Origin of the sequence: Micromonospora auratinigra (assembly GCF_900089595.1) — a bacterium.
Classification (GTDB): domain Bacteria; phylum Actinomycetota; class Actinomycetes; order Mycobacteriales; family Micromonosporaceae; genus Micromonospora; species Micromonospora auratinigra.
This window is the reverse complement of record NZ_LT594323.1, coordinates 1,483,995-1,508,794: the sequence shown is the minus strand read 5'-3', so window position 1 is coordinate 1,508,794 and position 24,800 is coordinate 1,483,995. Positions and strand designations below refer to the sequence as shown.

The 24,800-nt window shown below is 70.0% G+C and carries 15 protein-coding genes; 7 read left to right on the top strand and 8 right to left on the bottom strand.

The features are described 5' to 3' along the window. Positions 1-14: 14 nt before the first annotated feature. From GA0070611_RS06605 to GA0070611_RS06585, 5 genes are all read right to left on the bottom strand, one after another. The gene (locus GA0070611_RS06605) at positions 15-884 is read right to left on the bottom strand and encodes a hypothetical protein (RefSeq protein WP_157740227.1); all 870 of its coding nucleotides are present in this window, start codon (positions 882-884) and stop codon (positions 15-17) included. An 88-nt stretch (positions 885-972) separates the two neighbouring features. Further along, positions 973-4,020 (bottom strand): type I restriction endonuclease subunit R, encoded by a 3,048-nt coding sequence (locus tag GA0070611_RS06600; RefSeq protein WP_091659160.1) that lies wholly within the window; start codon positions 4,018-4,020, stop codon positions 973-975. Beyond that, on the bottom strand, positions 4,017-5,243 hold the full coding sequence (locus GA0070611_RS06595) for a restriction endonuclease subunit S (RefSeq protein ID WP_091659156.1): 1,227 nt from the start codon (positions 5,241-5,243) through the stop codon (positions 4,017-4,019). The genes GA0070611_RS06600 and GA0070611_RS06595 overlap by 4 nt, the downstream gene beginning before the upstream one ends. Continuing rightward, entirely contained in the window at positions 5,240-7,201 is a 1,962-nt protein-coding gene (locus GA0070611_RS06590) for a type I restriction-modification system subunit M (RefSeq protein WP_231921350.1), read from the bottom strand. Before GA0070611_RS06590 ends, GA0070611_RS06595 begins: the two co-directional genes overlap by 4 nt. Before the next feature lie 131 nt (positions 7,202-7,332). Continuing rightward, a complete protein-coding gene (locus tag GA0070611_RS06585; RefSeq protein ID WP_091659150.1) occupies positions 7,333-9,258 on the bottom strand; it encodes an N-6 DNA methylase in 1,926 nt (641 codons plus the stop codon). A gap of 99 nt (positions 9,259-9,357) precedes the next feature. On the opposite strand from GA0070611_RS06585, the gene GA0070611_RS06580 reads away from it, so the two are divergent. The 7 genes from GA0070611_RS06580 (at position 9,358) to GA0070611_RS06550 (ending at position 16,693) form a co-directional block, all read left to right on the top strand. Continuing rightward, positions 9,358-9,894 carry a DUF4352 domain-containing protein gene (locus GA0070611_RS06580; RefSeq protein WP_091659147.1) on the top strand — a complete coding sequence of 179 codons (537 nt, stop codon included), beginning with the start codon at positions 9,358-9,360 and terminating at the stop codon, positions 9,892-9,894. Positions 9,895-9,991: 97 nt separating this feature from the next. Next, the gene (locus GA0070611_RS06575; protein ID WP_091659142.1) at positions 9,992-11,731 is read left to right on the top strand and encodes a DUF6119 family protein; all 1,740 of its coding nucleotides are present in this window, start codon (positions 9,992-9,994) and stop codon (positions 11,729-11,731) included. A gap of 100 nt (positions 11,732-11,831) precedes the next feature. Beyond that, positions 11,832-12,434 carry a hypothetical protein gene (locus GA0070611_RS06570; RefSeq protein ID WP_157740226.1) on the top strand — a complete coding sequence of 201 codons (603 nt, stop codon included), beginning with the start codon at positions 11,832-11,834 and terminating at the stop codon, positions 12,432-12,434. 7 nt (positions 12,435-12,441) lie between these two features. Continuing rightward, positions 12,442-13,254 carry an RNase H family protein gene (locus tag GA0070611_RS06565; RefSeq protein ID WP_091659135.1) on the top strand — a complete coding sequence of 271 codons (813 nt, stop codon included), beginning with the start codon at positions 12,442-12,444 and terminating at the stop codon, positions 13,252-13,254. A gap of 111 nt (positions 13,255-13,365) precedes the next feature. After that, positions 13,366-15,855, top strand: a complete 2,490-nt coding sequence (locus GA0070611_RS06560) for an AAA family ATPase (protein ID WP_091659131.1) — start codon at positions 13,366-13,368, stop codon at positions 15,853-15,855. Beyond that, the gene (locus GA0070611_RS06555; protein ID WP_091659126.1) at positions 15,852-16,256 is read left to right on the top strand and encodes a hypothetical protein; all 405 of its coding nucleotides are present in this window, start codon (positions 15,852-15,854) and stop codon (positions 16,254-16,256) included. Before GA0070611_RS06560 ends, GA0070611_RS06555 begins: the two co-directional genes overlap by 4 nt. Beyond that, positions 16,253-16,693: a DUF4190 domain-containing protein gene (locus GA0070611_RS06550; protein WP_091659123.1), complete on the top strand. Its 441-nt coding sequence runs from the start codon at positions 16,253-16,255 to the stop codon at positions 16,691-16,693. The genes GA0070611_RS06555 and GA0070611_RS06550 overlap by 4 nt, the downstream gene beginning before the upstream one ends. A 116-nt stretch (positions 16,694-16,809) precedes the next feature. On the opposite strand, the gene GA0070611_RS06545 is transcribed toward GA0070611_RS06550, so the two are convergent. The 3 genes from GA0070611_RS06545 to GA0070611_RS06535 all read right to left on the bottom strand — a co-directional run bounded on the left by GA0070611_RS06545 (position 16,810) and on the right by GA0070611_RS06535 (position 24,787). Beyond that, positions 16,810-17,688 (bottom strand): hypothetical protein, encoded by an 879-nt coding sequence (locus GA0070611_RS06545; RefSeq protein WP_157740225.1) that lies wholly within the window; start codon positions 17,686-17,688, stop codon positions 16,810-16,812. A 137-nt stretch (positions 17,689-17,825) separates the two neighbouring features. Further along, positions 17,826-18,764 carry a hypothetical protein gene (locus GA0070611_RS06540; protein WP_157740224.1) on the bottom strand — a complete coding sequence of 313 codons (939 nt, stop codon included), beginning with the start codon at positions 18,762-18,764 and terminating at the stop codon, positions 17,826-17,828. 41 nt (positions 18,765-18,805) lie between these two features. Continuing rightward, entirely contained in the window at positions 18,806-24,787 is a 5,982-nt protein-coding gene (locus GA0070611_RS06535) for an SNF2-related protein (RefSeq protein WP_269456367.1), read from the bottom strand. Positions 24,788-24,800 lie beyond the last annotated feature (13 nt).

The following is a 24,800-nucleotide window of genomic DNA, read 5'->3' as shown; positions in this document are numbered from 1 at the left end:
ACTTATAGATGTCGTTAACGCTTACCGCCGTACAATTCGTTGAGTTCGCGGTAGGCTTGTATGACGGCGTTAGTTTCGTCTGCCAACTGCTCGCTGGCAAGGGACGATCCGAGGATCTCGTCCGTTGACAACTTCGCCAGCGCCTTTTCTGTACGGTTCAGGGTGTCGTCCAGTTCCCGATCTCGTATGAACGCCTCCCCTGCCTCCGCGGCTGTCGACAGGTGAGACCGGAGCTTGTCAAGTTCTGCGTCTACTTCCTTCCATAAGGCGTTTGCCCGCTGCTGCTGCTGAAGGAGGTCCAACCGGGACCGACTCACCTGACCGGACCCTTCGAGCGCATGGCGCTTGAGATCGTCCCGCACCGCACGGATCTCTTCTTTGCGCGCTAGGCTCTTAGCCCCCTCCCAGACCGCCTCGGCCAGCAAGCTGCCAGCCTCGTCCGGATCCACAAGCCGCTTCAGCGCAGGCTGTGTCTTTCCCACCCGTTCCGCGAGCTTCAACAGCCGGTCGAACTCGCTGCGCTCCTGTGGACCTGTCAGCAGGCGGTGGGCCTCGGGATAATGACCAAGTTCGGGCGTTACCACCTTTCCCGGCTCCCCAGCCTTGGAGGAGGCAGCGAAAATCGCCATCATAAACGCGCCGGACGCGAGGAGAATGAGCCACCAGTAGGCGCCCCCGCCAGCAGTACAGAAATACGACGCAGCCATCAAAACCAGAAGCAGTTGGAATTTCGCCCTGCGATCCGCTGCCTTTGCCGTCATTGGCGGGCCCGGGGTTACGTCAACGACGCTCCCCCATTCGCGCCGATGAGGCCTGCTACCGATATCGACAGGGCGCAAGGCAACCGCCGTTTTACTGGGATCCCGCGCAATCCAGACCTTCATCTCCGCGTCCTTCACTGCATGAAGCGCAGACCGCCCTCTTGGGCGTCAACGTCTCGCCAGGGTTGTCGTTGGTCCGGCATTAAATCGGCTAGGCGATTCCTTTGCGGCGGCGGATCATCTGGTACGCCTGCCGGCGGGCGAACTGGTTGAGCTGCGAGCGCAGGCTCTCGTCGTCGAGGTAGCGCTGCATGAGCTTCCCGTTGTCGTCGTGCCGGGACAGGATCACGTCCTCGATCCGCTTGTCGCAGACGACACCGAAGTTGCTCTCGTCGTTGACCATCGCGGCGGCTTCCAGGGCCCCGTCCTCGGCGAGGGCGACGATCTGCTGCTCGACCCAGACCTTGTCGGCCTCACCGAGCCCGATGCCGAAGCGGTCGTTGAACTCGTCGATCAGCTCGGAGAGAGCCACCTTGTCCGGGTCGTGCTGCCGGCCCGCTCCCCCGCCGACGAAGCCGGGTAGCATCTGCTCGCCTTCGGGCGTCAGGGAGGCGTCGTGCTCGCCGGTCTTGCTTACCCGCAGGTGGGTCAGCACCACCTCGCCGATGTCGACGGACGGGTCCTGCCGGCGCGGCAGCCGGTTGAGCAGCGCGCGCCCGTACAGGTATAGCCGTTCGAGGTCCTCGTCGTGGTAGGGGACGATCTGGCTGAGGAACGCGTACATGCGGGTGTAGTCGCGCAGCGCGGACCGGAAGCCGTCCGCGGCCTCGGGGTCGTCGGCAGCCACGGCATTGAAGCGGTCGACGGCGGGCTCGGTGAAGCGGTAGAGGGAGGCGTGGGCCCGCTGGAGCGCGGTGTCCGTGGTGGCCTTCTGCTCGGCGGCGAGCAGCGCTTCGGCGTACGCCTGCATCTCCGAGTCGACCAGGATCGGGTACGCGGTGACGGCATGCTGGGCGGTGTAGAGCAGGTTCGGGTCGGTGGGGGTGGTGGCGGCGGTCTCGAAGTACGGCTTGAACTGCTCGGCGATGTCGCCGGCCTCGTTGACGAAGTCGAGGACGAACACGTCACCCTGGGCCTTGAGCGGGTGGGTGCGGTTGAGCCGGGACAGGGTCTGCACGGCGGCGACGTTCTTGAGCAGCTTGTCGACGTACATGGTGGTGAGCAGCGGCTGGTCGAAGCCGGTCTGGTACTTCTCGGCGACGACCAGGATCTTGTACTCGGTGAGCTGCTTGGCCTTCGGCGTGCCGGCGTACTTGTCGTCAGCGGCGGTGTAGGCGAACCGCTCGGGCAGCTCGCCCTCGCTGAACCCGTTGACCCGCGCCTCGGTGTGCTCGACGCCGTCGACCTCCAGGTCGCCGGAGAAGGCGACCAGGGAGTCGCAGCCGACGTAGCCCTGCATGTCGACGTACTTCTTGATGACGGTGTGCAGGCGGACGGCGGCCTCGCGGGAGCCGGTGACCACCATGGCCTTGGCGCGCCCGCCGAGGCGCGGCGCGGTGTGCTTGCGGAAGTGCTCGACGATGATCTCCGCCTTCTGCGCCTGCATGGTGGGGTGCAGGCTGGCGAAGCGGGCGAGCTGGGCGCCGGCCTTCTTCGGGTCGACGTCCGGGTCGTCGGGGTTGGCGTTGGCCAGCTTCCAGTACGACTTGTAGGTCACGTAGTTGCGCAGCACGTCGAGGATGAAGCCCTCGTCGATGGCCTGCCGCATCGAGTACGTGTGGAACGGCTGCGCGTCCCCGGTCACCGGGTGTGGGGTGCCGAACAGTTCCAGGGTCTTCGGCTTCGGCGTGGCGGTGAACGCGAAGTACGACAGCGTCTCGTGCCGGCCCCGGGCCAGCGCCGACGCGGTGAGCAGGTCCCCCGACTCGTCCACGTCGTCGCTGCCGAGCTTGAGCAGCACCTTCTTCAGCGCGGCGGCCGAGTCGCCGGACTGCGACGAGTGCGCCTCGTCGACGATGACGGCGAACCGCTTACCGCGGAGCCCCTGCACCTTGTCGAGGATGTAGGGGAACTTCTGCATGGTCGTGATGACGACCTTGGCCGTCTCACCCTGGAGGGCGGCGGCGAGCTGGGCCGAGTCCTTGTCGATTCGCTGCACCACGCCCGGCACGTGCTCGAACTGGAAGACGGTGTCCTGCAACTGCCGGTCCAGCACCACCCGGTCGGTGATGATGATGACCTTGTCGAAGACCGGCTCGTTGGGGCGAAGCCCCTCTTTCGCCACGTCCGACCCGGTGTGCAGGCTCGACAGCCGGTGCGCCAGCCAGGCGATGGTGTTCGACTTGCCCGACCCGGCCGAGTGCATCACCAGGTAGTTCTGCCCCGAGCCGTGGCGGGCGGCATGCTCGGTGAGCTGCGTGACCGCGTGCCACTGGTGGTAGCGCGGGAAGATCAGCGCCTTGGAGTCCTTGTCGGTGTGCAGGAACCGCCGCACCAGGTCCATCCAGGTGTCCGGGTGCCAGATCTGCTCCCACAGGTAGGAGCTGCGGTAGCCGGACGCGCCGGCCGGCGGGTTGCCGGCGCCGCCGGAGACGCCCGGCCCGTTCGACCCGGTGTTGAAGGGCAGGAAGCGGGTCTTCTCCCCCGCCAGCTTCGTCGTGACGAAGACCAGGTCGGGATCCACGGCGAAGTGCACGAGGGTACGCCGCGCGAAGAGCAGTTCCTTCGGGTCACGCGTCTTGCGGTACTGCTCCTTGGCGTCCTCGACGGTCTGACCGGTGAGTGGGTTCTTCAGCTCGGCCGTTGCCAGCGGGATGCCGTTGACGAAGAGGACCAGGTCGAGGGTGTTGTTGTTGCTCGACGAGTAGGCGAGCTGGCGGGTGACGGTCAGGCGGTTGGCGCGAAAGAGCTTGAGCGCGTCGTCGGTGATGGCGTGGGCGGGCTTGAAGTAGGCGAGCCGGATCAGGACACCCTTGTCCCTGACGCCACGGCGGAGAACGTCCAAGGGCCCGCGCTCATCGATCTGGTTGGCGAGGCGTTGGGCGAACTGCCGCTGCGCCACGTCCGGGTTGTTCCCGTGGTACGCCAGCAACCTGTCCCACTCGTCCGGTTGCGTCGCGCCGATGAACGCGAACAGCTCAGCTGTGTCAAATCCTAACTGCCGATCAAAGTTGCTGGTCGCCCCGCGCAGCCACCCCGAGCCGAACAGCGCGTCCTCGATAGCAGCTTCGAACCACCGCTCTTGATACACGAAGCTCATGCATCGGCCCCCTGAGCAGTCGTCACATCGAATTGTCCCGTGACCGCCGCCGTGATGAGCGCCTGCCGCCGCTCGACCAAAAGCTGATCCTGCTTCTCCATTTGTTTCACGGCCTCAGCTATTGGCTCAATGACCCGGTCGATCTCGGCAACGATACGCTGCTGGTCAATGACGGAGTGGCGAGGAACGGGCATTGCCTTCATGGCAGCGACGTTGAAGTGCGATTGGATGCTGCCCACGGCGAACTCCGCCACACGCTTCTTAGCGTAGCTCGAATTCAAGAGGTACTCGGCGAACCTCGGCGTAAGGGTGGTTCCCGGCCGTACGATTACCAGATCGATGCAATTGGAGCCATCAAGTTCTTCCGGCACAACGGCGGCAGCCCCCGCTTGACCTGTTCGCACTACAACCAGATCGCCGGCCCTCAAACGAGACTTGCGGTGGACCAGGTGACCCTCGTCGCTGATATGCACGAGGTCCTTATCGTCGATTCTCCCGGGCTTGACATTGACTCCGCGCAGGGCGGGCACCCCGCCACTGTCCACGTACCAGGCAGCGGGAGTGACGACGATCCCGACGGTGACGGACTCGACAAGGTGCTTCAGCGGAACCAGATTGTGGCTGTTCCCCTGATCATCGATCAGGTTCTCGATGACCCGCTCGCGCTTCAGCCGGAGAAGCTCCTGCATGCGGCGACGCGCCAGTCGCACCTCGTCGATACGCTTTGTCTCAGCGTCAAGGAAGTCGGCAATGCGGCGCTGCTCCTCCAGAGGCGGAACATCGATGGAAATCTCACCCAACTCTTCGGCATTCAAGTGCGGTTGGGCAGCCCGACTGCTCGCGAGGCGGATTTTTTCTCCAACGCCACTGCTTCGAAGGGCATGTGCGAGAAACCGCGGCTCTACCCGCTGAGGGGTGACCCTCAAGTCATATCCTGGCGCAGCGCCCACCCACTCCTCGGTCACCATTGCCGAATCACCCGTGTAGGCGCCACTCCGGACAACCAGGACCTCGCCATACTTAAGAAGCGGTGCGCGATCTAGCGGCAGATCTGCCTTGGCCGCGAAGATAAGGTTATCCCTGGTTATCCGGCCACGATGGATATTCGTTGCTCGGATAATCGGCACACCGTCAGGACTCAACGGCGGCGGCTGTCCGAGCCCGTACGTGACATGCGCAAGACGCTTTATTGCCGTCTCGCCCCATCCCAACCGGCCGTTCATCGAGCAACCTCGCCGAGCATTGCCTGAATCTCTGCCTCCAACGCCCTGATCTCAGCGTCAATTTCAGCCAACGGGCGGGGCGGCGTGTAAACGTAGAAGTGGCGGGTGAACGGAATCTCGTAGCCAATCTTGGTCTTAACCTCGTCGACCCAAGCGTCCGGCACGTGGGGCAGTACCTCGCGCTTGAGGTAGTCGTGGATGTCCTCGTCCAGCGGCACGTTCTCGTTGTCCCGCAGGTCGGCATCCGGCAACGGGTTGCCCTTGCGGTCGGTCTGCACCTCACCCTCCGGGTCGCTGACCGAGAACGCCTCCCACACCGCCTTCTCCACCGCCGCAGGCAGTTTCCCCAGCCCGTTCAGCTTCATCGCGAACTCGGCACGAGTCCCAGCCGACGTACCGATCAGCGACTTCGCTCCCGCCAGCAGCGACTCCCGCTCGGCGTACTTGAGCACCGCCTTGGCCTCCGCGAGCAGCGCGACCCTCTCCTCGGTGACTTCGAAGCGCAGCCGCAAGGGGCGCTCGACGGTGATCCGCTGGTAGCCGAAGTCGGTGGTCTTGAAGACCTTCACCTTGGCGTGCTGCGGGTGCTCAGGGTCGTCCGCGATGGACAGCGCCTCCACGTACGCCCGGGTCAGGTCGGCGATGTGCTCGTCGGTGAGCATCTTGCGCTTGTCGCCGAGGCTCTTGCGCATCTTGGTCCAGTAGTCGCGGCCGTCGAGCAGCACGACCTTGCGGGCGCGGGCCGGGTCCTTGCGGTTGGTGAGGATCCAGAAGTAGGTGGAGATGCCGGTGTTGTAGAAGAGCTGGTCGGGCAGGGCGACGATGCCTTCGAGGAGGTCGTTCTCCAGGATCCAGCGGCGGATCTCCGACTCCCCCGACCCGGCCGCTCCGGTGAAGAGCGGCGAGCCGTTGAAGACGATCGCCAGGCGGCTGCCGCCGTCCTCGGGGCGCTTCATCTTGGAAACCATGTGCTGGAGGAAGAGCAGCGAGCCGTCGTTGATCCGGGGCAGGCCGGCGCCGAAGCGGCCGGCGAAGCCGCGGGCGTGCTCGGCCTTGACGACCGGCTCGACCTTCTTCCACTCCACGCCGAACGGCGGGTTGGCGAGCATGTAGTCGAAGCGCTCGCTCTCGTGGCCGTCCTGGCTGAACGAGTTACCGAAGGCGATCTTCGTCGGGTCGCCGCCCTTGAGCATCATGTCGGAGCGGCAGATCGCGTACGTCTCGCCGTTGAGTTCCTGCCCGTACACCTCGACGGTGGCGTGCGGGTTGTGCGCCTGGATGTGGTCCTGGGCCTCGCTGAGCATGCCACCGGTGCCGCAGGCCGGATCGTAGATCTTGCGGACGATGCCGGGGGTGACCAGGTCGTCCTCATCGGGGGCGAGCAGCAGGTTGACCATCAGCTTGATGACCTCGCGCGGGGTGAAGTGCTCACCGGCGGTCTCGTTGCTGATTTCGGAGAAGCGACGGATCAGTTCCTCGAAGACGTAGCCCATCTGGTGGTTGGAGACCACGTCCGGGTGCAGGTCGATGTCGGCGAACTTCGCGACCACCTGGTAGAGCAGCCCGGCCTCGGCGAGGCGGCTGATCTGGGTGTCGAAGCCGTACTTCTCCAGCACGTCGACCGCGCCGGGCGAGAAGCCGCCGATGTAGGCGCGCAGGTTCAACGCCACGTGGTCCTGGTCGCCGAGAAGCTTGCGGAAGGACATCTCGCTGGTGTTGTAGAACGACAGCCCGGCGGCACGGCGCAGCACCGGGTCCATGTTCTGCACGCCGGCATCCTTGAGCTGCTGGTGGCGGGCGAGCACCGCGTCCTTCGTCGGCTCGAGGACGCAGTCGAGGCGGCGCAACACGGTCAACGGGAGGATGACCTTGCCGTACTCGGACTGCTTGTAGTCGCCGCGCAGCAGGTCGGCCACCGACCAGATGAAGTTGGCCAGCTCTTGGTGCTTGGTACTCACCAGGTTCCTTTCGATTGCCTTAAGTCAAGCAGTATGGCCTGCGGCCCTGCATCGTCGTAGTCCCCCACCCGGCCCGGGAGGTCGTCCGTTCCGTCAGCGGAGCCGAGCCGCTGTGGTCCTTACCTGAACGGTCACGTGCGCGAAGATCGCTGATCAGGACGGAGCGCGCCTCGGGCCAGGCCGTCGGCGGTGAGGCGGACGAGTTCGGTGCCGAGCGAGGCGGCCTGTCGGATAGCCGACTCGAACGCGTCCAGCCGGCGGAAGGCCTCGCCGTGCGCCTGCTGCTCATCCAACGGAAGTCGGCGCACCAGTGCCCGCCGGATGTCGAAGCGCAGCGTCCCGGACAGGCTCGACGCCTGCTTTTCGTTCGCCGACGTGCGGAGCTGACCGGCCAGGAACCACGGGTCCAGGGCGGCGGGGTTGGGGCGCAACAGGTAGAGGTTGCGCCCCAGCAGGGTTCCGTCGGTGGTGACCACGCGGGCGGTGAGCTGCCGGGCGATCATCGGCACCACGACGTCGCCGGCTCGCAACGCGATCTCCTGCCCGAGCCGGCCGTCGTCGCGGCCGGACGCCTCCTCGCCGTTCAGGACGTCCTGCACGGTCAGCACGGGTGGCCCGTCGCCGGTCGGTTCGCTCGCGTCGGCGGCGTTCGCGCGGACGGGGCCGATCAGGTGCAGCGCCCCGGCCCGGGCCAGCTCTCCGACCGACAGGACGTCACCGTCGGAGTCCTCGGCGGTGGGCGTGACCTGCGGCATCAGTACGGGCAGCTCGCCAACGAGGGCGGCGAGCCGCTCGCGGGTGCGTACCAGATGCTCTCCGGTGGCCTCGCCCGCGACGGCGGGTTGGCGGCGCGCGGGGGTGAGGTCGATCTCCTCGTCGAGCAGCTCGATGACCGGGACGGCGCGCGCGAAGCCGGCCTCCTCCACCTCGGCGTCCGGTGCGGCGGTGAAGGCCCGCCAGACGGCGAGGATGCGCGGGTAGGTCTCGTCCGTGTCGCCGGTGGCGGCGTCGACGAGCAGCGCCCGCGCCGGTGGCGGCGCGTCGGCCGGCGGGCGTCGCAGCACCCACAGGTGCAGGGGTACGCCGTGCGGGGCGGCCACCCCGGGCGGGAGCGCGATGACGGCGCGCAGCGCGCCGCGGCGCAGCAGTTCGGCGCGGATGCGCCGGCCGGGACGCCGGCTGGCGACCGTCGGGGGCATGAGCAGGACGGCGTGTCCACCCGGGCGCAGGTGGGCGAGGCAGTGCTGGGCCCAGGCGAGTTCGGGCTCGCCGCGTGGGGTGGTGCCGACGATCCACCGGGGGTCGTGGCTCAACTCCTCGAATCCCCAGGTGGTGATGCCGAAGGGCGGATGGCAGACGACGGCGTCGACGGTGCGGCCGGCGTAGGCGTCGTCGCGCAGCGAGTCGCCGACGTGCACCTCCCCTGGCACGTCGCGCAGGGCCAGCCAGAGTCCGGCGAGCCGGGCCAGTTCCTCGTCGAGCTCCTGCCCGTACGCGGAGGTGCAGCCGGCGCGGACGGCGGCTCGCAGGGTGGCGCCGGAGCCGGCGGCGGGGTCGAGGACGGAGCCGCCGCCGACGCCCGCGAGCCCGACCATCAGGTCGGCGAGGTCGTCGGGGGTGGCGAAGGGCCGGCCGGGGCCGGGGGCGGAGAAGCGCTGCCAGAGGTCGTCGAACGCGCCCTGCGGTCCGGATTCGTCGGCGAGCGCGTCGAGGTCGGGCAGCAGCGGCTTGAGCTGCGGGTCGACTGATCGGGGTGCGCGGTGGCCGCGTTGCCGGGCGAGCAGCAGGGCACCGACGGTGGCCAGGCCGGCGGCCGGTGAGTGGCTGGCGGCGGCGAGGTGTCGCCAGAGCCGGTCGGCGGTGCCGACCTCGGGGAGTTTGCCCTGGTCGCGGAGCCATTGTTCGACCTGAATGAGGTCGAACTCGGGGCTGGCGGCGCTGCCGCCGACCGGGGCGGGGAAGTCAGGGTGGCGTTTGCGCCAGTTACTGACGGCGGCCCGGCCGACACCAGCGAGCCGGGCGATCTCCGCTGCGGTGATGGTCGGTGTCTCCTGCACGTTCGGAGTGTGTCACACCCGTCAAGCATCATGACTGTTGACACCGTTCACAGCGTCTGCTCTTATTGACGCCGCCACGTTCACAGCAGGAGGAAAACGATGCGCAAGACCACCACCCTCGCCCTGATCGCCACCGCCCTCGTCGCGCTGGGCTGCGGTGCCGGCTCCACCGACGACGACGCCACCAGCAGCAGCAAGGCCGACGCCGGCAGCGCCAAGGGTGACGACAAGCCGAAGACCGCGAAGATCGGCCAGCCCGCCCGCGACGGGAAGTTCGAGTTCACCGTCAAGTCGGCCAAGTGCGGCGTCGCCAAGCTCGGCAGCAGCGTGGTCGGCACCAAGGCGCAGGGGCAGTTCTGCCTGGTCACGATCAACGTCAAGAACATCGGCAAGGAGTCGCAGATGTTCGACGGCAGCAGCCAGAAGGCGTACGCCGCCAACGGCACGGAGTACTCGGCCGACGGTGAGGCGGCCCTCTACGCCAACCAGAACACCGAGACGTTCCTCAACGACATCAACCCCGGCAACCAGGTCACCGGCGTGGTCGTCTTCGACATCCCCAAGAACGTCAAGCTCGCCAAGCTCGAGCTGCACGACTCGCCGTTCTCCGGCGGCGTGACCGTCGCCCTGAGCTGATCCTCGTCACCGCCGGGGGCGGGGGCCGCGAAGCCCACCCCCGGCGCAGTTTCCACCGCACCTCCGCCACCCCGAATCTCTACGCGAGGAGATCGACATGCGCAGTGCGACGAACCGCGCCGGCACGAACCGCAAGGACCGCAGGCGCCGCTCCCCCAACCAGCCCGCCCTCTTCGAGTGCCCCCTGCCGCCCGGGCCGCCGGGCACCTACCCGACCACCATCTACCGCCTCACCGTGCCGCCCACCACTGACGGACTCGTCGCGGCTCTCAACGAGGAATACCTGCGGGAGCACGGCTTCGAGCCGGCGCCTCGACAGGTCGCCGGCGTCCCGGCGCTCCTGGTGCACGGCAGCGTGCCGCGCGCCCGGGCCGAGTGGTGCGACGTGCTGGCCGGCCTCATCGGCGAGGATGTCGACCTCGGCTACAGCAGCGGCGGGGGTGCGCTGCTCCTGGCCGTCGACGACTGGGCGTACGCCCTGGCGTACGGCACCCTCGGTCGCTTCATGGTCGAGCACGAGACGTTCGACCGGACCTTCGGCGTGTCCTTCGCGGTCCGAGCCCTGCTGCCCAGCGAGATCCGCCAGGTCCGCCGCCGGGTGGTCGGTGCCAGCGGCCGCGTGGACCGCAGCCTGGTGCCGGGCGGCCAGCCCATCTGGCGGTACGGCATCGACAAGTGGGGCGAGATCGTCGGCCAGGTGTGCGGCCGCACCGACAACCCGAACCTGACGGCGTGCCGCCGCACCGGCGGGCCGGTCAGGGTCGAGGGTGGGGACGCCCTGCGCATCCCGCTCTGCGTCGAGCCGGAAGGGCTTCTCGCCGACCTGCGGGAGATCGACCGGGTGTGCCGGAAGGAGTCGCCGCCGGCCGACCTGGAGTTCATCACGCAGATCCGGCCGGTGCCGGCGTCCGACTCCCGCATGCCGGAGCTGCACGGCACGCTGGACCAGCGGTTGGCCCTGCCCGAGCCGCCGGAGCTCGGGTTGGCCGTGCCGGGCGATCTCGTCGCCGACATCGAACACGTCGGGTCGTACCGGATCCGGGTGCCGAAGTCCGGGCGGCCCCCGAGCCTCACCGCGGAGCTGGACTTGGCCGCAATCCTCGCTCACACCAACCAGGCGCTCGACGGTGACCGGTGGTCCGGCCTGCGGACCGGCACGCTCACGCTCTGCGGCGACGTCGGCGGAAGCGACGAGATGGTGTCGACGCCGGTTTCCCGCTGGATCACCGCTGAGGTGGCCCTCGGCACCAGTCATCTGCTGTTGCACGAGGACAGGTGGTACGAGATCGGTGAGCGGCACCGGGAGTTCCTGAGCCAGGAGATTCACCAGATCCTGGACCGGCCGTCCGAGATCGTCCTGCCGCCGTGGACCGATGACCTGCCCGACGAGGACGCGTACAACCGTGCGGTCGCCAACGGCGACAGCCGGTTCGTTCTGCTCGACAAGAAGTTCGTTCGTACGGCGCAGCATCCGCATGGGATCGAGGCGTGCGATCTGCTCGGCCCGGATGACGAGCTGGTCCACGTCAAGCGCGCATCGGGTAGCTCTCCGCTGAGCCATCTCTTCGCCCAGGGGATCACCTCTGTCGAGGCGTTGCGCTACGACGAGGAGGCCCGGGCGAGGTTCCTCGACCTGGTGGGGCAGCAGCCCAACGGCCGGGCGCTCCCGGGCGGCTTCCGGCCACGCAAGGTCGTCTACGCCATCGCTCTCAGGTCGGGCCGTGCGGTCACCGTGAAGTCGCTCTTCACCTTCGCCCAGGTCGCGCTCTACCAGGCGATGAAAACCCTGCGGGCGGAGGGCGTGGAGGTCGAGGTCATCGGCATCCCGTCCGCCTGACCGGGCGCACACCCCACGCCCCGTTCTACCCACCTCGCTCGGCTGGACCGCTGACAGCCGAGCTGATCACCACTGCCCACGCACTTCAGAGGAGAAAGTGATGACCCAGCCCGATGTCCCGCCGCAGTTCAGCGTCCAGTCTGGCGCGCCGGAGGCCGAGAACACTCCACCCGTTGCACGTCGGAAGAAGCCGCTGATCGGGTGGATCGTGGGCGGAGTGGTCCTGGTGCTGCTGCTCTGCTTCGGCGGCTGCGGTGCGCTGCTGGCCACGGCGGGCAGCGACGACAAGCCGAATCAGGGTGCCGCGGCTGTCACGTCGGCTGCTCCGACTCCGGCGATGACGACCTCCGCCCCGACCACCGCCCCCGTCGCGGCACCGGCGACCACCGAACCCCCGGCCCTCAGCTACGACGCGCCGACGAAGAGCGACTTCAAGCTCAAGGTCAAGATCCTGAGCAAGGCGTGCTTCGGCAGCGCCGGCTGCAACGTCACCTACCGGATCAATGTCACCTACACCGGCGCTGGTCTCGACCCGTCCAGGACGTACGAGGTCACGTACCAGGTCAAGGGTGCCGAGGACCCGATCATCAACACCTTCGAGGTCACCGGTGACTCCGCCTCCGTGCAGCAGGAGGAGATGGCCAGCACCAGGCGCTCCGGCGACAAGCTGACCGCCGTGGTCACCGAAGTCTCCGAGTTCTGAGGGTGTCATGCGTCCCGACGAGTTCGTCCGCGCCCTGCACCTGCTGCCCGCTCCCCTGCACGACCGCGCCCTCGCCCTCCGCGCCTACGTCAAGCCCCGCCGCTGCGAGACCTGCCAGGCCATCGCCGACGCCCTCCGCGTGGCGTTGACCGCCGCCCACTACGAAGAACTCGGCTCGGCGGCACAGCTGATCGACACCGCCGCGCAGCTCGCCACCCGCCACCACCTCGCCTGCCGGCCGGCACACGAGCCGGGCCGCGGCCAGGTCCGCCGCTGGGCGGACACGTCTGCGCCGTTGATCGCCGCGACCGACGCCAGTTGGAAGGGCCGGGCCGGTGGCATCGGCTACGTTACCAGCGACGGCCGCTACGGCCTGCGCAGCCGCCGCCCCGGTCGCGTCGACCCGACCGGCTGCTCGCGGGTGCTGGTCAGCGAACTCCGGGCGGTCGAGTTCCTGCTCACCGCCTACGACACGCCCCCGGTCGGCATGATGGTGCTGGTCGACAGCCGACCGGCGCTGAACTACCTGCACCGCTGGCAGGACGGCGAGTCCGGGGCGATGCCCGCCGGCTACGACCTGCGGCCCCGGCACAACGGCATCAAGCCCACCCTGGTCCGGCTCGCCGACCTGGTCGGCGCCCGCCCGGATGTGACGTTCGCGCACGTCAAGGCACACGCCCACCACGCCCTGAACGAGGCCGCCGACAGTCTGGCGCACATGGCGCGCCGCCGGGTCGACGAGTCGTTTGACGTGCAGGCCCGGGCGCACGCCTTGGTTGAGGCGTTTCTGCGCGAATGGCACGTTGCGCTCGCGGCCTGACCAGCGATTCACAAGTAGAGAGCCACCGAGCGTTGCCGTACCACCACCCGGATCGAGCCGTTGCGTCGGCGCGGTACGCACTCCCCCATCCGCCTCAGTGGAGGTCGCTTGATGAACCACATCGAACCCCTGGTCGAGCTGATCTTCGACCGGCTCGCCGCCGACCGGGTACCCGATGACACCGCCGAGGTGGTCCTCGCCGCGTTGACCGGCGAGGCCGACCTGGATGCGGCGCTCGCCGGCGCGCCGGCCGCGCTGGAGCCGCAGCGCATCGCGGCGGACGAGCCGCGGGAGCGGATCTGGCTCTCGTCGGTGACCGTCGCCGGGTACCGTGGCGTCGGTCCGGAGCGCAGCCTCGCCATCGAGCCCGGCCCCGGGCTGACCGTGGTGGTCGGTCGCAACGGCTCCGGCAAGTCCAGCTTCGCCGAGGCCGTCGAACTGGCCCTGACTGGGGACAGCGCGCGCTGGGCGGATCGCAACAGTGTGTGGCGTACCGGGTGGCGCAATCTGCACGACGGCGATCCGTGCCGGATCGCCGTCGAGCTGCGGGTCGACGGGGTGGCCTCGCCCACCCGGGTGGTCCGGTCCTGGGCACCGGACGCGGAGCTGGGCGACGCCGAGGTGACGGTGACCAGCGCTCACGGCACGCACCGGGATCTGGCCGAGCTGGGGTTGGCCCGGCCGCTGGAGCTGTACCGGCCGTTCCTCACCGCTGCCGAGCTGGGCCGGCTCACCGCCAGCACGCAGAGCCAGCTCTTCGACGCCATCTCCGCGATCCTCGGCCTGGAGGCGATCACCGACGCCGACCGCCGCCTGATGGCCGCCGCGCGCCCCGTCGACACCACCATCAGGGAGGTACGCGCACAGCGCGCCGTCCTGACCGACACCCTCGCCGGGATCGACGACGACCGGGCCCGGCGGGCCGCCGCGCTGCTGCGCACCCGGGGCGCGGCCGACCTGGCGGCGCTGACCGCGATCCTCGACGAGCCGGACGAGCCGACCGCCGACGAGGCGGTGCTGCTGTGCCGGCGGCTGGCGGCGATGCAGCTGCCCGACGTCGACGAGGTGACCCGCCTCGCCGAGCAGCTTCGGGAGGCGGCCGCGCAGGCCCGCCGGCACGACGGTGGCCGGTCGCGGGCCTCGCTGCGTAGCGCCGAGCTGCTCCGGCTAGCCGTCGAGCACCATGACGAGCAGGGCGACAGGCCGTGTCCGGTCTGCGCGACGGGCCGCCTCGACGGCGACTGGCGGACCAGCGCCGCCGCGTCCCTGGCGGAGCTGCGCGACCGTACCCTCGCCGCCCAGGCTGCCGCTTCCCGGCTGACCGCGCTGCTGCAGCGGGCGCACTACCTGATCGACGACCTGGACGTGCCCACCGGCGCCGCCGACGGGGTGCCGGTCGACGACCTGCAGGCTGCGGTGACCGCGCTGCGGCTGGCACCCGGCGGGCCGGAGGAGCTGGCCGACCACCTGAGCGCCCGGTACCCGGCGGTGCTCGCGACGGCGCAGGCCGCGCAGGCGTACGCGAAGGGTCTGCTCGGCCAGCGCGACACCGGCTGGCGGGCGGTGGCCGGCGAGCTGCGGGCCTGGATCGCGTCGGCCGGGACGATGCCGGAGTGGGAACGCGCCCTCGCGCGGGTGAGGGCGGCGCGGGCGTGGTTGAAGGCGACCGGGGCGCAGCTGCGTAACCAGCGGGTGGCGCCGTTCGCGGAGCACTCGCAGCGGATCTGGGCGCAGCTGCGGCAGGAGAGCAACGTCGAGCTCGGGGCGATGCCCCTGGCGGGCATGAACACCCGGCGGCGGGTGGTGATCCCGGTCAGCGTGGACGGCGCGGACAACGGCACCGCGCTGGGGGTGATGAGCCAGGGCGAGATGCACGCCCTCGGGTTGGCGACGTTCCTGCCGCGTGGCTGCGCGCCGGAGAGCCCGTTTCGGTTCATTGTGGTCGACGATCCGGTGCAGAGCATGGATCCGGCCAAGGTGGACGGGTTGGCCCGGGTGCTCGCCGAGCTGGCCGAGCAGCGGCAGGTGGTGGTGTTCACCCACGACACCCGGCTGCCCGACGCTCTCGGCCGCCTCGACCTGGGTCGGTCCCGCATCGTGGAGGTGACCCGCGCGGAGCGGTCGGTGGTGACCTTGCGCCCTGGCTCCGACCCGGTGACCCGCTACCTGGACGACGCGTACGCGCTGGCCCGCGCCGAGGAGATCGCGTCCGAGGTGCGGGGGCCGGTGGTGGCTGAGCTGTGCCGCTCGGCGATCGAGGCGGCGTGTCACCGGATCGTGTGGCGGCGGCGGGTGGCGCGGGGTGTGCCGCACGACGACATCGAGGCGGCTGTCGTGGCCGCGTCCCGCAGGCTCACCACCACCGTCGCGCTGGCGCTGTTCGACGACGCCGACCGGGGCGGTGACGTCCTCGGGTATCTCAGCCGCCGGCACGGCTCGCGGGCGGTGGGCGCGTACAAGGCGTGCAAGGAGGGCGTGCACGGGGCGTACCTGTTCGACCTGCCCGAGCTGGTCTCCGACGTCCGGCACCTGGCGGCGGTGTTGCAACCGCCCCCGGCTGCCGTGCCCGCGCCCCGCGACGGCGCCGAGGTGCGGTCGTGACCGGGCCGACGCCCCGGGCCTGCCTGGCGGCGGCCGACCAGATGCTGCGGGGCGCGGGCCCGCTCGGCGCGGCCGCGGTGAGCGCAGGCTGGTGGCCGCGGGCGTGCGCCTGCCTGATCCGGCTCGCCCTCGAAGGCGGCATCGACGCCTACTGGCGGCGCACCCGTCCGGTGGTGGCCGCGTGCCGGCAGGGCCGGGCGAAGCAGCTGATGCTACGCGGCCGGTTCGGGCCCGGGCCCGCCGTCGCCCGGCGGGTGGCCTTCACCTGGGCGGCCCTGTCGGCCGCCGCCCACCACCACTGCTACGAGCTGGCGCCGACGGCCGCCGAGCTGCGTCGCCTGCACACCGAGGTGAGCGCCCTGCTCACCCACCTCGACGGAAGAACGGAACCGCACCGATGACCTACCCGCAGCCTGGCCTCGACCCCACCCGCCCGCAGCCGCCGCTGCCCGCCGTCGTGGGGCCCTATCCCCCGGTGTCCGCGCCCACCGGCGCGTACGCACCCGTCCCGGCCTTGCCCTACCAGGGCGGCGGCCACCCGCCCGGCGGGCAGCGGCTCACCGTCCGGCCCGTCCTGACCTCGGGCATGGCGACGGCGTCGCTGGTGCTCGGGATCCTCGGCGTGCTCGGCGGCTGGTGCCTGTTCGGGCTGCCCTGCGTCCTCGCGGTCATCCTCGGTCACCTGGCCCTGCGGGAGACCCGTGACGGCATGCGGTCGGGGCACGGGATGGCGGTCGCCGGTCTCGTCCTGGGCTACATCTTCGTCGGCCCGATGATCCTTTTCACCGTCATGGTGTTCTTCGGCAGCGTCCTAAGCGCCGCCACCCCGACGCCCTGAACCGGGCAGGCGGCCGACCGGATGGTGCGCAGCGCCGGCCCGCTCGGCACGCCCCGCGGTGACCGCCGGCTGGTGGCCACGGGCGTACGCCTGCCTGATCCGGCTCGCCATGCGGGCTACGCCTTGTCGGCGTACAGGTGAGTTAGGCTGCGGTACCCCTCCACCACCGCCAGCGTGTGGTTCGCCAGTCGATCCGACTCGTCCTCGGGGCTCACCCGGCCGGGGGCGGCAAAGCCGGCCAGCACGTCTTCGGCTCGCCGCGTAGCCTCGCGGATCTCCTGCTCACGTGCGAACTCATCGCTCGCCTCGACCACGGCGGCGAAGACCGACTCCAGCTCTTCCAGCTCAGCCTTCAGACCATCAAGCGCCAACAACGCTCGCTCACGCTGGGCTGCCAGCTCACGCACCGCCACGCTGTCCGACGGCAGCCCATTGGTGTCCTGCTCATCCAGGTCGTCGATGACCGCACGAACGTCGCGTTGTCGGGCCAGCAGCCCAGTGCCCTGCCAGAGCGCCCGGGCCAGCGTCTCACGGGCCTCTGCCTGAGGAATCACCTGCTGCAACGCAGGCGCTTTGTGGTCGATTCGCTTGGCGAAGTCGGTGAGTCGGTCGACCTGTTGCCGGTCATCGGGATGGTCGAAGATGAGGTGCTCGTCCGGTTGCAGCCGCGCGACCGTGACTTCACCCGACGCCAGGTTGGCCGAGCACGCGAAGAGGATGAACGCGAGCACGACGAGCCCGATCCTGACTGCCCAGGGGGTACCCGCGATACACGATGCGAGGGCTCCGGCGACGGCCAGCAGCGTCAGGAAGGCAGTGAATCCACCGCCCGACTTCACGGTCGTGCCCTCTGGTACGACGGTTCGTGACAGGGCACCTTTCTCGTCGCTCTGCCCGCTCTTGCTGCCTGACAGGGTCATCGGCCGCAGCGCGACGATGGTCCGGTCCTCTTCCCGACCGACCCACAGCGCGAATGGTCGCTTCTTGCTAGACAAGCTTCCCTCTTTACTCTCTGTCCGACGGACGTCAGGAGCACTTCGACGCCCGTCCCTTGCTCCGCTTCTTGCAAGACCTCGGCAACCAACCGCCGCGTTACGCCCGCGTGGCCGAGCTGGTTCGTACGGCGGATGCGTCAGACCGGCTCGCGCGTGAATCGGTGGGTGACGTCGACGCCGTTGGGCAACACCACGGACAGGTTGATGGGCACGCTGGCGCGCACCACCTCCGTGCCCACACCGAAGCTCGCTGGCATCCGCCGGGTCCGCCAGAACCGCAATGGCACCGCTTCCATCTGCTTCTGCCGCTTGAGGATCGCCTCCGCCGTGATCACGTCGGCATGGCGGGCTTCGAGCACCTGCAGCACCGTGGCCCCGGCACCGAGATGAGTGCGTACCCGGCGCTCGCCGCCGACGCCGAACTTCTGCAGGCCGCGGTGCCGCACCAGGTAGAGGAGGTAGGGCGTGTCCTGGAGCAGGAGGAAGGAGCGGCTGCCGGGCTCCGGCTGGCAGGACCGGCAGACGGCCTGCGCGGTCGTCGCCTTCTGCAGGGTTCCACAAGTGTCGTGGATGGCCCAGGTGCCGTGGGAAGTCGGTTGCAGGCGGCGACCGAACCAGGGCAGGCCGTGCACGTCGCCCGCGACGACACTCCACCCGTCCCGGGCGTACCGATCAAGGTCCTCGCCCAGCGCCACGGCGGCGCTGAATTCGGCGGCGGTCCGCACGGGCACGGGCGCGTCCGCCGCGAGACCGGCGAACTGCCGCACTCCGGCAGCGAGGTCTGCTTCCTGTGGCATTCGAGCGAGCAGCGCCGCTCCGGCGTCGAGCGCCGACCCGGCTGACCGACCATCGAGGCAGACGTGACAGCGGGTACGCCAGCCCGCCCGACAGACCCGCCGGTCGCCGCAGCGACGGCAGCGGTAGATGACGAGGCCGCTGTCGGCCGGCAGAAGGTCCAGCGGTTCGAGCTGCTCCTGCGCGAGCTCGGCACAGGTGCGGCAGTGCACGAACCAGGCGGTGTCCCGCCCACGCCCCCCGGTGCCCGCCCGGCCCAGCACGACCTCCTGGCAGTTCACGCAACTCACTTTGAGGTTTCGGGACATCGCCTGGCTCCCGCTCACAGGGTTTCGCCCAGCATGCGCGCGACCGACGCCAAGGCGTCACCACCGATGGGAATGGTGACCCGTCCGTCCTTGTCCCACCTGTCCAGCGTCCAGGCACCCTTGTCGCGGCGCACCGTGACCTGGACATGTTTGCCCCCGCCGTGCCAGGCGGCGCCCCGCATTGACACGCCGAACTTGCCCCGCTCGAACAACCCGACCTTGCGTAGCTGGGCGCACGTGGGGCATCGGCCGTCAGGGCTGGCGACGCAGGTGCCGCAGAGCCGTCCGCCACACAGGGCGCAGGGCCGCACCGCGTCGGGGCACACCGCACAGGTGGCGCTCAGGCAGGTGCTGCACAGCTCCAGGGAGTTGACCAGATGATGCCGCCGACAGGGCGCTGCCTGGGCGAGCGGTTTACCGGTGACGGCGTCGGTCAGGTAGCCATTGGTCTGCCCCGCCGGCACCTCGTACCGGACGCCGAGCGTTTCCCCGTTAGGCAGGCGCCACTGCTCGTCGACCCGTAGGCCGACGGTGACGTCGACCTGGGCGACCCGGTGAGCCGCCACCCGGGCCCGCAGTTCCCGCACCACGGCCTCGGGCAGGCCGGCGACAGGCACGGGCGCGACGGGCGTGGCGTGAGGAACGATCGCGGCGACGGCGGCCACCGGTGAGAGCGCCTTGCGTCGCGGCTGGCCGAAGGGCTGCCGCGACACGAGCGGGGCGGTACGACGAGCCATCAGGCGGGCGCGCAGGACCATCGGCCCTTTGAGCTGGTCGACGGGCGTGTGGTCGACGACCGTCACCAGGGCGTGCTCACCGAGCAGCTCGGCACCGAGCACGGCCCGGCACAGATCCGATTCGGTGTCCTCGCTGAGCCCATACCAGATTGGCGACTCGCCGCCATGGCGCAGCGCGAGCATGGCGTGCCCGCCGACGGCCGCGACGATCGCGGTCCAACCGTCCACTGCGGCGGTGGCGATGATCCGCGGCGTCGGACGCCAGCCCTCACCGGTCCACGTCGGCACCTGCACCGGCACCTGCCAGTTCGCCCATTCCTCGAACAACCTGCTGCCGACCGCTCGGCGGCGCACCAGGCCGGCGGGCGTAAGAGCCAGGCTGGTCTCGGTGTGCTGACGGCAGGCGCTGGCGATCGTACTGGTCTTGGGGGCCGGGAGCCCGGCGGTCAGCCGTCGCACGGCCTGCCGTCGGGTCACCGACGCGCGCCTCGGCACCGGCACGGCCGCCGCTCCCCCGTGCAGTGCCGCGTCGAACGCGTCGGTGAGCTCGGCGTCCAGGTCCCCCGCGCTCGGCAGCGCTGCCAGGCCGGAGCCGTTGCCGGCGTGCCGGAGGTCATCCGTCTGCACGAGCCACTGGAACGTGGTGTCACGACTACGCTGCAGGACCAGCGAGTCGGTACGCCCCGGCGGGGTCTCGGCGGAGACAGCGCGGACGGTCACCTCGCCGTGCCCGGCCAGCCGGGCAGCGCCCAGCCGCACCCGCAGCAGCGTCTCGTCGTCGCCGGTGACGGTCTCCCAGCGGTGTACGCCCGACGACGAGACGACGGCCACCTCCGAGCGGGTGGTGCCGTGCAGCACCGCAACCCTGCCGCCGCCGTCCTCGCCGATGAGCACGGCCAGGCCGTCCGCGCACAGCTCGGCGGGCAGGCCGGCGATCTGCTCGGCGGTCGCCGGCGTGAGGTGCTGGCAGGTGAGGCAGACCGGGCCGGGGCCGCAGGACGGGCAGACGTCGCGGCCGCACAGCTGACATCCGTGTACGGGCAGGTGACGGGAGCAGTCGCCGCAGGAGTGGTCTCCGCACCGATCACACCTGGTCGCCGTCACCGTGGACGGGTCGTTCGACCGGCAGGTGCCACAGGCGGGCCGCCTGCAGGAGCCGCAGTCGGTGATGACGCCGCCGTCTCCGCAGCACGGGCCGTAGGCGCGCGCGCAGACGGGACAGCCGGCCACCTGCTCGCTGTCGACCAGGTGTCCGCCGCTGTCGACGTACAACGGTCCGCGGGCCGCGTTTCCGTCGGCCAGGGTCACCGCAATCGTCTCGCCGGGCGCGACGAGGGTTCGCCCGGCGAGCAGTCGCGTGTTCAGGGGCGCGGCCGGAGCGACCAGGTACTGGCGAACGGCGGTGCCGTGGGATGAGTGCCACTGCTCGTTGACGGTGATGCAATCGGCGACGGAGACCGGCGTGACCGGTGCCGCCAATTGGTTGAGTACCTGCCGGAGGGCCTCGTCGTCGGCGCGGCGGGCCGCCGCGAACTCTCCGGTGGTGGCGTCCGGGCCGAGAAAGCCCGTCTCCGGGTCGCCGACCTGCTGCTCCACCAGCGCCCGCTGGGTCTTCACCGTGCGCGTCACACGAACGTCCGCCGCCGCCGGGCTGTAACGAAGCTCGGCGGTGGGCGGCGCGGACCAGGGGTGTCGAACGACCACCCGGTCCGTGGGCAGACCGGCGGCCATGACCCGGCGCGCGAGATGTTCCTCTGCCTGCGCCGTGGCGCCGGGGAGCCCCGGGACGAAGAGGGTGCTGCTGCGGGAGCCGTCGGTCAGCAGGCACACGTAGGAGCGGTGCAGTCGGTCGACCTCCACGCTGACCGGACCCACCACGGTCTGTGCGACAGCCCGGCAGAACGGCGCCACGTCGTGGCGGCTGGCCTGCAGCGGCTCGCGGTCCTCCCGGGCGAGCTGGGGCGCCCGATCACCGTCGTGCCAGAGCTCTCGGTAGACGAACTGCCCGTCATGGATGTCGACCCGCTGCACGACGGCGAACGGCATCGCCGCGACGGCCGGGGCGGGCGGGACCGCGTCGCGGGCGCGGAGGTCGGCCAGCAGTACGCTGAATCCGGCCTCGTCCTCGGCGGTGACCGGTGGGCTGGCGAGCACAGGCACCAGCTCGGCCACCGAGGTGTCGACACCGGCACCATTCCCGGACTGCCAAGTCCACCACGCCGACGATGACACCGTCGCCCACACACTGCCGGTCGTCAGATGACCGTGCGGGACCGAAGGCGCCGCTGCGGTCAGGCCTGCGCCGGCAGGCAGCTGCAGCCGGTGGGCCAGTCCGCGCAACCGGGTCCGGAGCGGATCCTGGACATCAGCCGGCGGCACCAACGTGTGTCGGTCACCCCGTGTGTCCACCAATACGGCGTGGCGCTGCCCGACGAGGAGGTGCGCCGAACCGCCGAGCCGCCAGCCGATCTCCCAATCGGTGTCGAGATCCGGGGCGCGGTGGGGACGAGCGCAGCTGCCACAGAGAGGGCCGCCACCGGAGCGGCACGTCCCGCAGGCGTCCCGGCCGCAGCCGCGACACGCCCGCACCTCGCGCTGGGGCCCGCAGGCGTCACACCAGTGGGTGTCACAGGAATGGCAGAGTGACAAGGCAGAGCTGTCCACGACATGCGCGTCACCGCACAGCGCCAGTGTGCGCAGCGGTGCCCCGCTCGCCTCACAGGTCAGGCCGTGCTGGGCCAAGTTGCCGCTCCACTGGTAGCGCAGCTCGCGGACCGTGCCGCTGGTGTGCTCCCAGCGTTCCACCACCACGAGCTGATCGGAGCCGTGCATTTCCAGGGTCAGCAGCTCGGCGCGCAGCTCGGCATCGATGATCTTCGGTGCGGGTCGGCGAGCTGCCTCGATCGCGCGAGTCAGCTGGCGCTCCCGCTCGTACATCTCGAGGTATGCCTCGGAGTCACCGCGCTTGCGGAAGGCCTTCTGCGCCGAGGCGAGCTGCTTCTCCAGGTTGGCGACGAGGGCTTCCTGGGCTTCCCGCTGCCGGCGCTGCTCGGCTTCCCGGGCCTCCCGCAGGGTCTGCCGCAGTTGCGCAGCGGCCTGCCTGTCGACAACGTCGAGGACATCCTTCTCCGGCAGGGTCGCCGGCATGGCGGCCCCGTCGGGCAGTGGCAGACGGTGCCGGCTCGTGTCGATCGTCGGCCCGACGGCGACCGTCACCAGCTGCTGGTTGCCACTCGTGGCCCCCTCCTGCACCCGGTAGGTGGCGCGGGCGGCCCACTGGTCCGCCGGCTCGATGTGGCGCTTGACCAGCTGCACGTCCGGGCTGTGCGCGAGGGCCGGCTTCTGGTGCACGTCGGGGATCGTGGCCACCGTGCCCGCCAGATCGCCGCGTTCGCGCAGCACCTCCAACAGCTCGTCGAAGAGCTCGGATCCGACGACACAGAGCTCCGCCTCCGGATGGTGATCCAGGGCGGCGTTGGTGAAGGCGAGGAACAGTTCCCGCCGGCCACCCAGGGCGGTGGCGAGGTCGTCCGGCAGCGTGGCGACGGTCAGCCCTTCGGAGGGTTGCGTCAGCGTCGCCCCCGCCGAAGTCAGGAAACTACCGACGAACCGCTCGAGGTCCTTCTGCCGGCGCCGCGGGCGCTTGGACGCCTGGGGCAGCAGCTCCCGCGCCTCCGGCTGCGCGGCGCGCTTACGCCGCTCCTCCTGCCGCTGGGCGAGCCAGTCGCTGAGCCCGGCGTCCGCCGTCATCATGGTCATGGCCCGGCTGCGGGCCTGCTCCAGCTGCGTGCCCAGCTCGTCGAGCCGGCGTTGCATGGTGGCGTCGCTCTTGGCGTAGAGGGCTTCGAGGACCCGGTTCTCCATGCTGGAGTCCTGGGTGCCCTCCAGCTCGCCGAGGACCGTCACGACCTGACCAAACAGCAGTTCGAACATGGCCAGCTTGTCGTGCAGCAGCCGGTAGACGGCCTCGTCGAGGGTGTTCCGGGCGAAGAGGTTCGCGATGTGCACGTCGCGGGTCTGGGTGAGCCGGTGCACCCGGCCGATGCGCTGCTCGACACGCATCGGATTCCACGGCAGGTCGTAGTTGAGCACACAGTTGCTGACCTGAAGGTTCTGCCCCTCGGCGCCGGCATCGGTGGAGACCAGCACCTGCGCGCGGCCGGAGCGGAAGTCGGCGACGGACGCGCTGCGGGCGGCGTGGGTCATGCCGCCGTGGAACGGGGCGGCGCTGATGCCGGCGCCGTCGAGCAGCCGCAGGATGCCGGTGAGGGTGTCGGTGTGCTGGGTGAACATGAGCACCCGCCCGTGTTCGTCGAGCCAGCGCTGGACGACCTTCAGCGCGGTCTGTTCCCGGGACGTGTGCCGGATGTCCCCGGCCAGGTGACCGATCTCGGTGAGGACCTGCCGCAGCTGCCGGTCCGACTCCCGCTCGGCCATCCGCAGGGCGCTGCGCGACACCGCCTGCGGGGACGCGGTCAGCCGCAGCGCGAGTTGCCGGCGACGCATGGTGTCGGACGGCCCGGTCATCCGGTGGCGCAGCGTGTCCAGCAGAAGGTCGTAGAGCTGGCGCTCCGGTGGGGTCAGCACCACGCCGTGATCCTGCGGGGGCATCCGGTGCACCCGGTCGACGCCGGCCTGCTGCCGGGTCGTCCGCACCACCACGCTACTGATGAGCTTGCGTAGCTCGACGGCGTTGACCGGCCGGCGCGGGTCACGCCGGTCGACGAAGCGGCGGGAGAAGTCGTACTCGGAATCGAAGGTGCCTGGTCGCAGGAGCTCCACCAGCCGGTACAGCTCCAAGAGGTTGTTCTGCACCGGGGTGGCCGACAGGAACAGCGCCCGGGGTGCCTTGGCGATGAGGTCGCCGACGGTCTCGCGGGTGCGTTTCGCGCCAGCGCCGGACAGCCGGTGCGCCTCGTCGACGATGACCAGGTCGAAGCGCTTGCGGAACCGCTCCGCGTTGCGTAGCACCAGCTGCAGGGTCATGATCAGTCGGTCCTGCTCGAAGGCCGCAGCGTCCAGCCCGCTGGCCACCACGGTGAAGTCCTCGTCGAACTTGTCGTGCAACTCGTCGCGCCATTGGTCCCGCAGCGGCGCCGGGCAGATGATCAGAACTCGTTGCGCGAGGCCGCGCAGCATCAACTCCTTGAGGACCAGGCCCGCCTCGACGGTCTTGCCGAGACCGACCTCGTCGGCGAGGATGCCACGCCCGCCCATCCGGGTCAGCACGGTCCGGGCCGCCGCCTCCTGGTGCGGCATGTGCTCGATGTGC

Excerpts from the sequence above, each read along its gene's own strand:
- GA0070611_RS06535 (WP_269456367.1), bottom strand. The coding sequence starts at position 24,787 with ATGCCGCACCAGGAGGCGGCGGCCCGGACCGTGCTGACCCGGATGGGC.
- GA0070611_RS06595 (WP_091659156.1), bottom strand. The coding sequence starts at position 5,243 with ATGAACGGCCGGTTGGGATGGGGCGAGACGGCAATAAAGCGTCTTGCG.
- GA0070611_RS06605 (WP_157740227.1), bottom strand. The coding sequence starts at position 884 with ATGAAGGTCTGGATTGCGCGGGATCCCAGTAAAACGGCGGTTGCCTTG.
- GA0070611_RS06600 (WP_091659160.1), bottom strand. The coding sequence starts at position 4,020 with ATGAGCTTCGTGTATCAAGAGCGGTGGTTCGAAGCTGCTATCGAGGAC.
- GA0070611_RS06580 (WP_091659147.1), top strand. The coding sequence starts at position 9,358 with ATGCGCAAGACCACCACCCTCGCCCTGATCGCCACCGCCCTCGTCGCG.
- GA0070611_RS06550 (WP_091659123.1), top strand. The coding sequence starts at position 16,253 with ATGACCTACCCGCAGCCTGGCCTCGACCCCACCCGCCCGCAGCCGCCG.
- GA0070611_RS06575 (WP_091659142.1), top strand. The coding sequence starts at position 9,992 with ATGCGCAGTGCGACGAACCGCGCCGGCACGAACCGCAAGGACCGCAGG.
- GA0070611_RS06570 (WP_157740226.1), top strand. The coding sequence starts at position 11,832 with ATGACCCAGCCCGATGTCCCGCCGCAGTTCAGCGTCCAGTCTGGCGCG.
- GA0070611_RS06565 (WP_091659135.1), top strand. The coding sequence starts at position 12,442 with ATGCGTCCCGACGAGTTCGTCCGCGCCCTGCACCTGCTGCCCGCTCCC.
- GA0070611_RS06560 (WP_091659131.1), top strand. The coding sequence starts at position 13,366 with ATGAACCACATCGAACCCCTGGTCGAGCTGATCTTCGACCGGCTCGCC.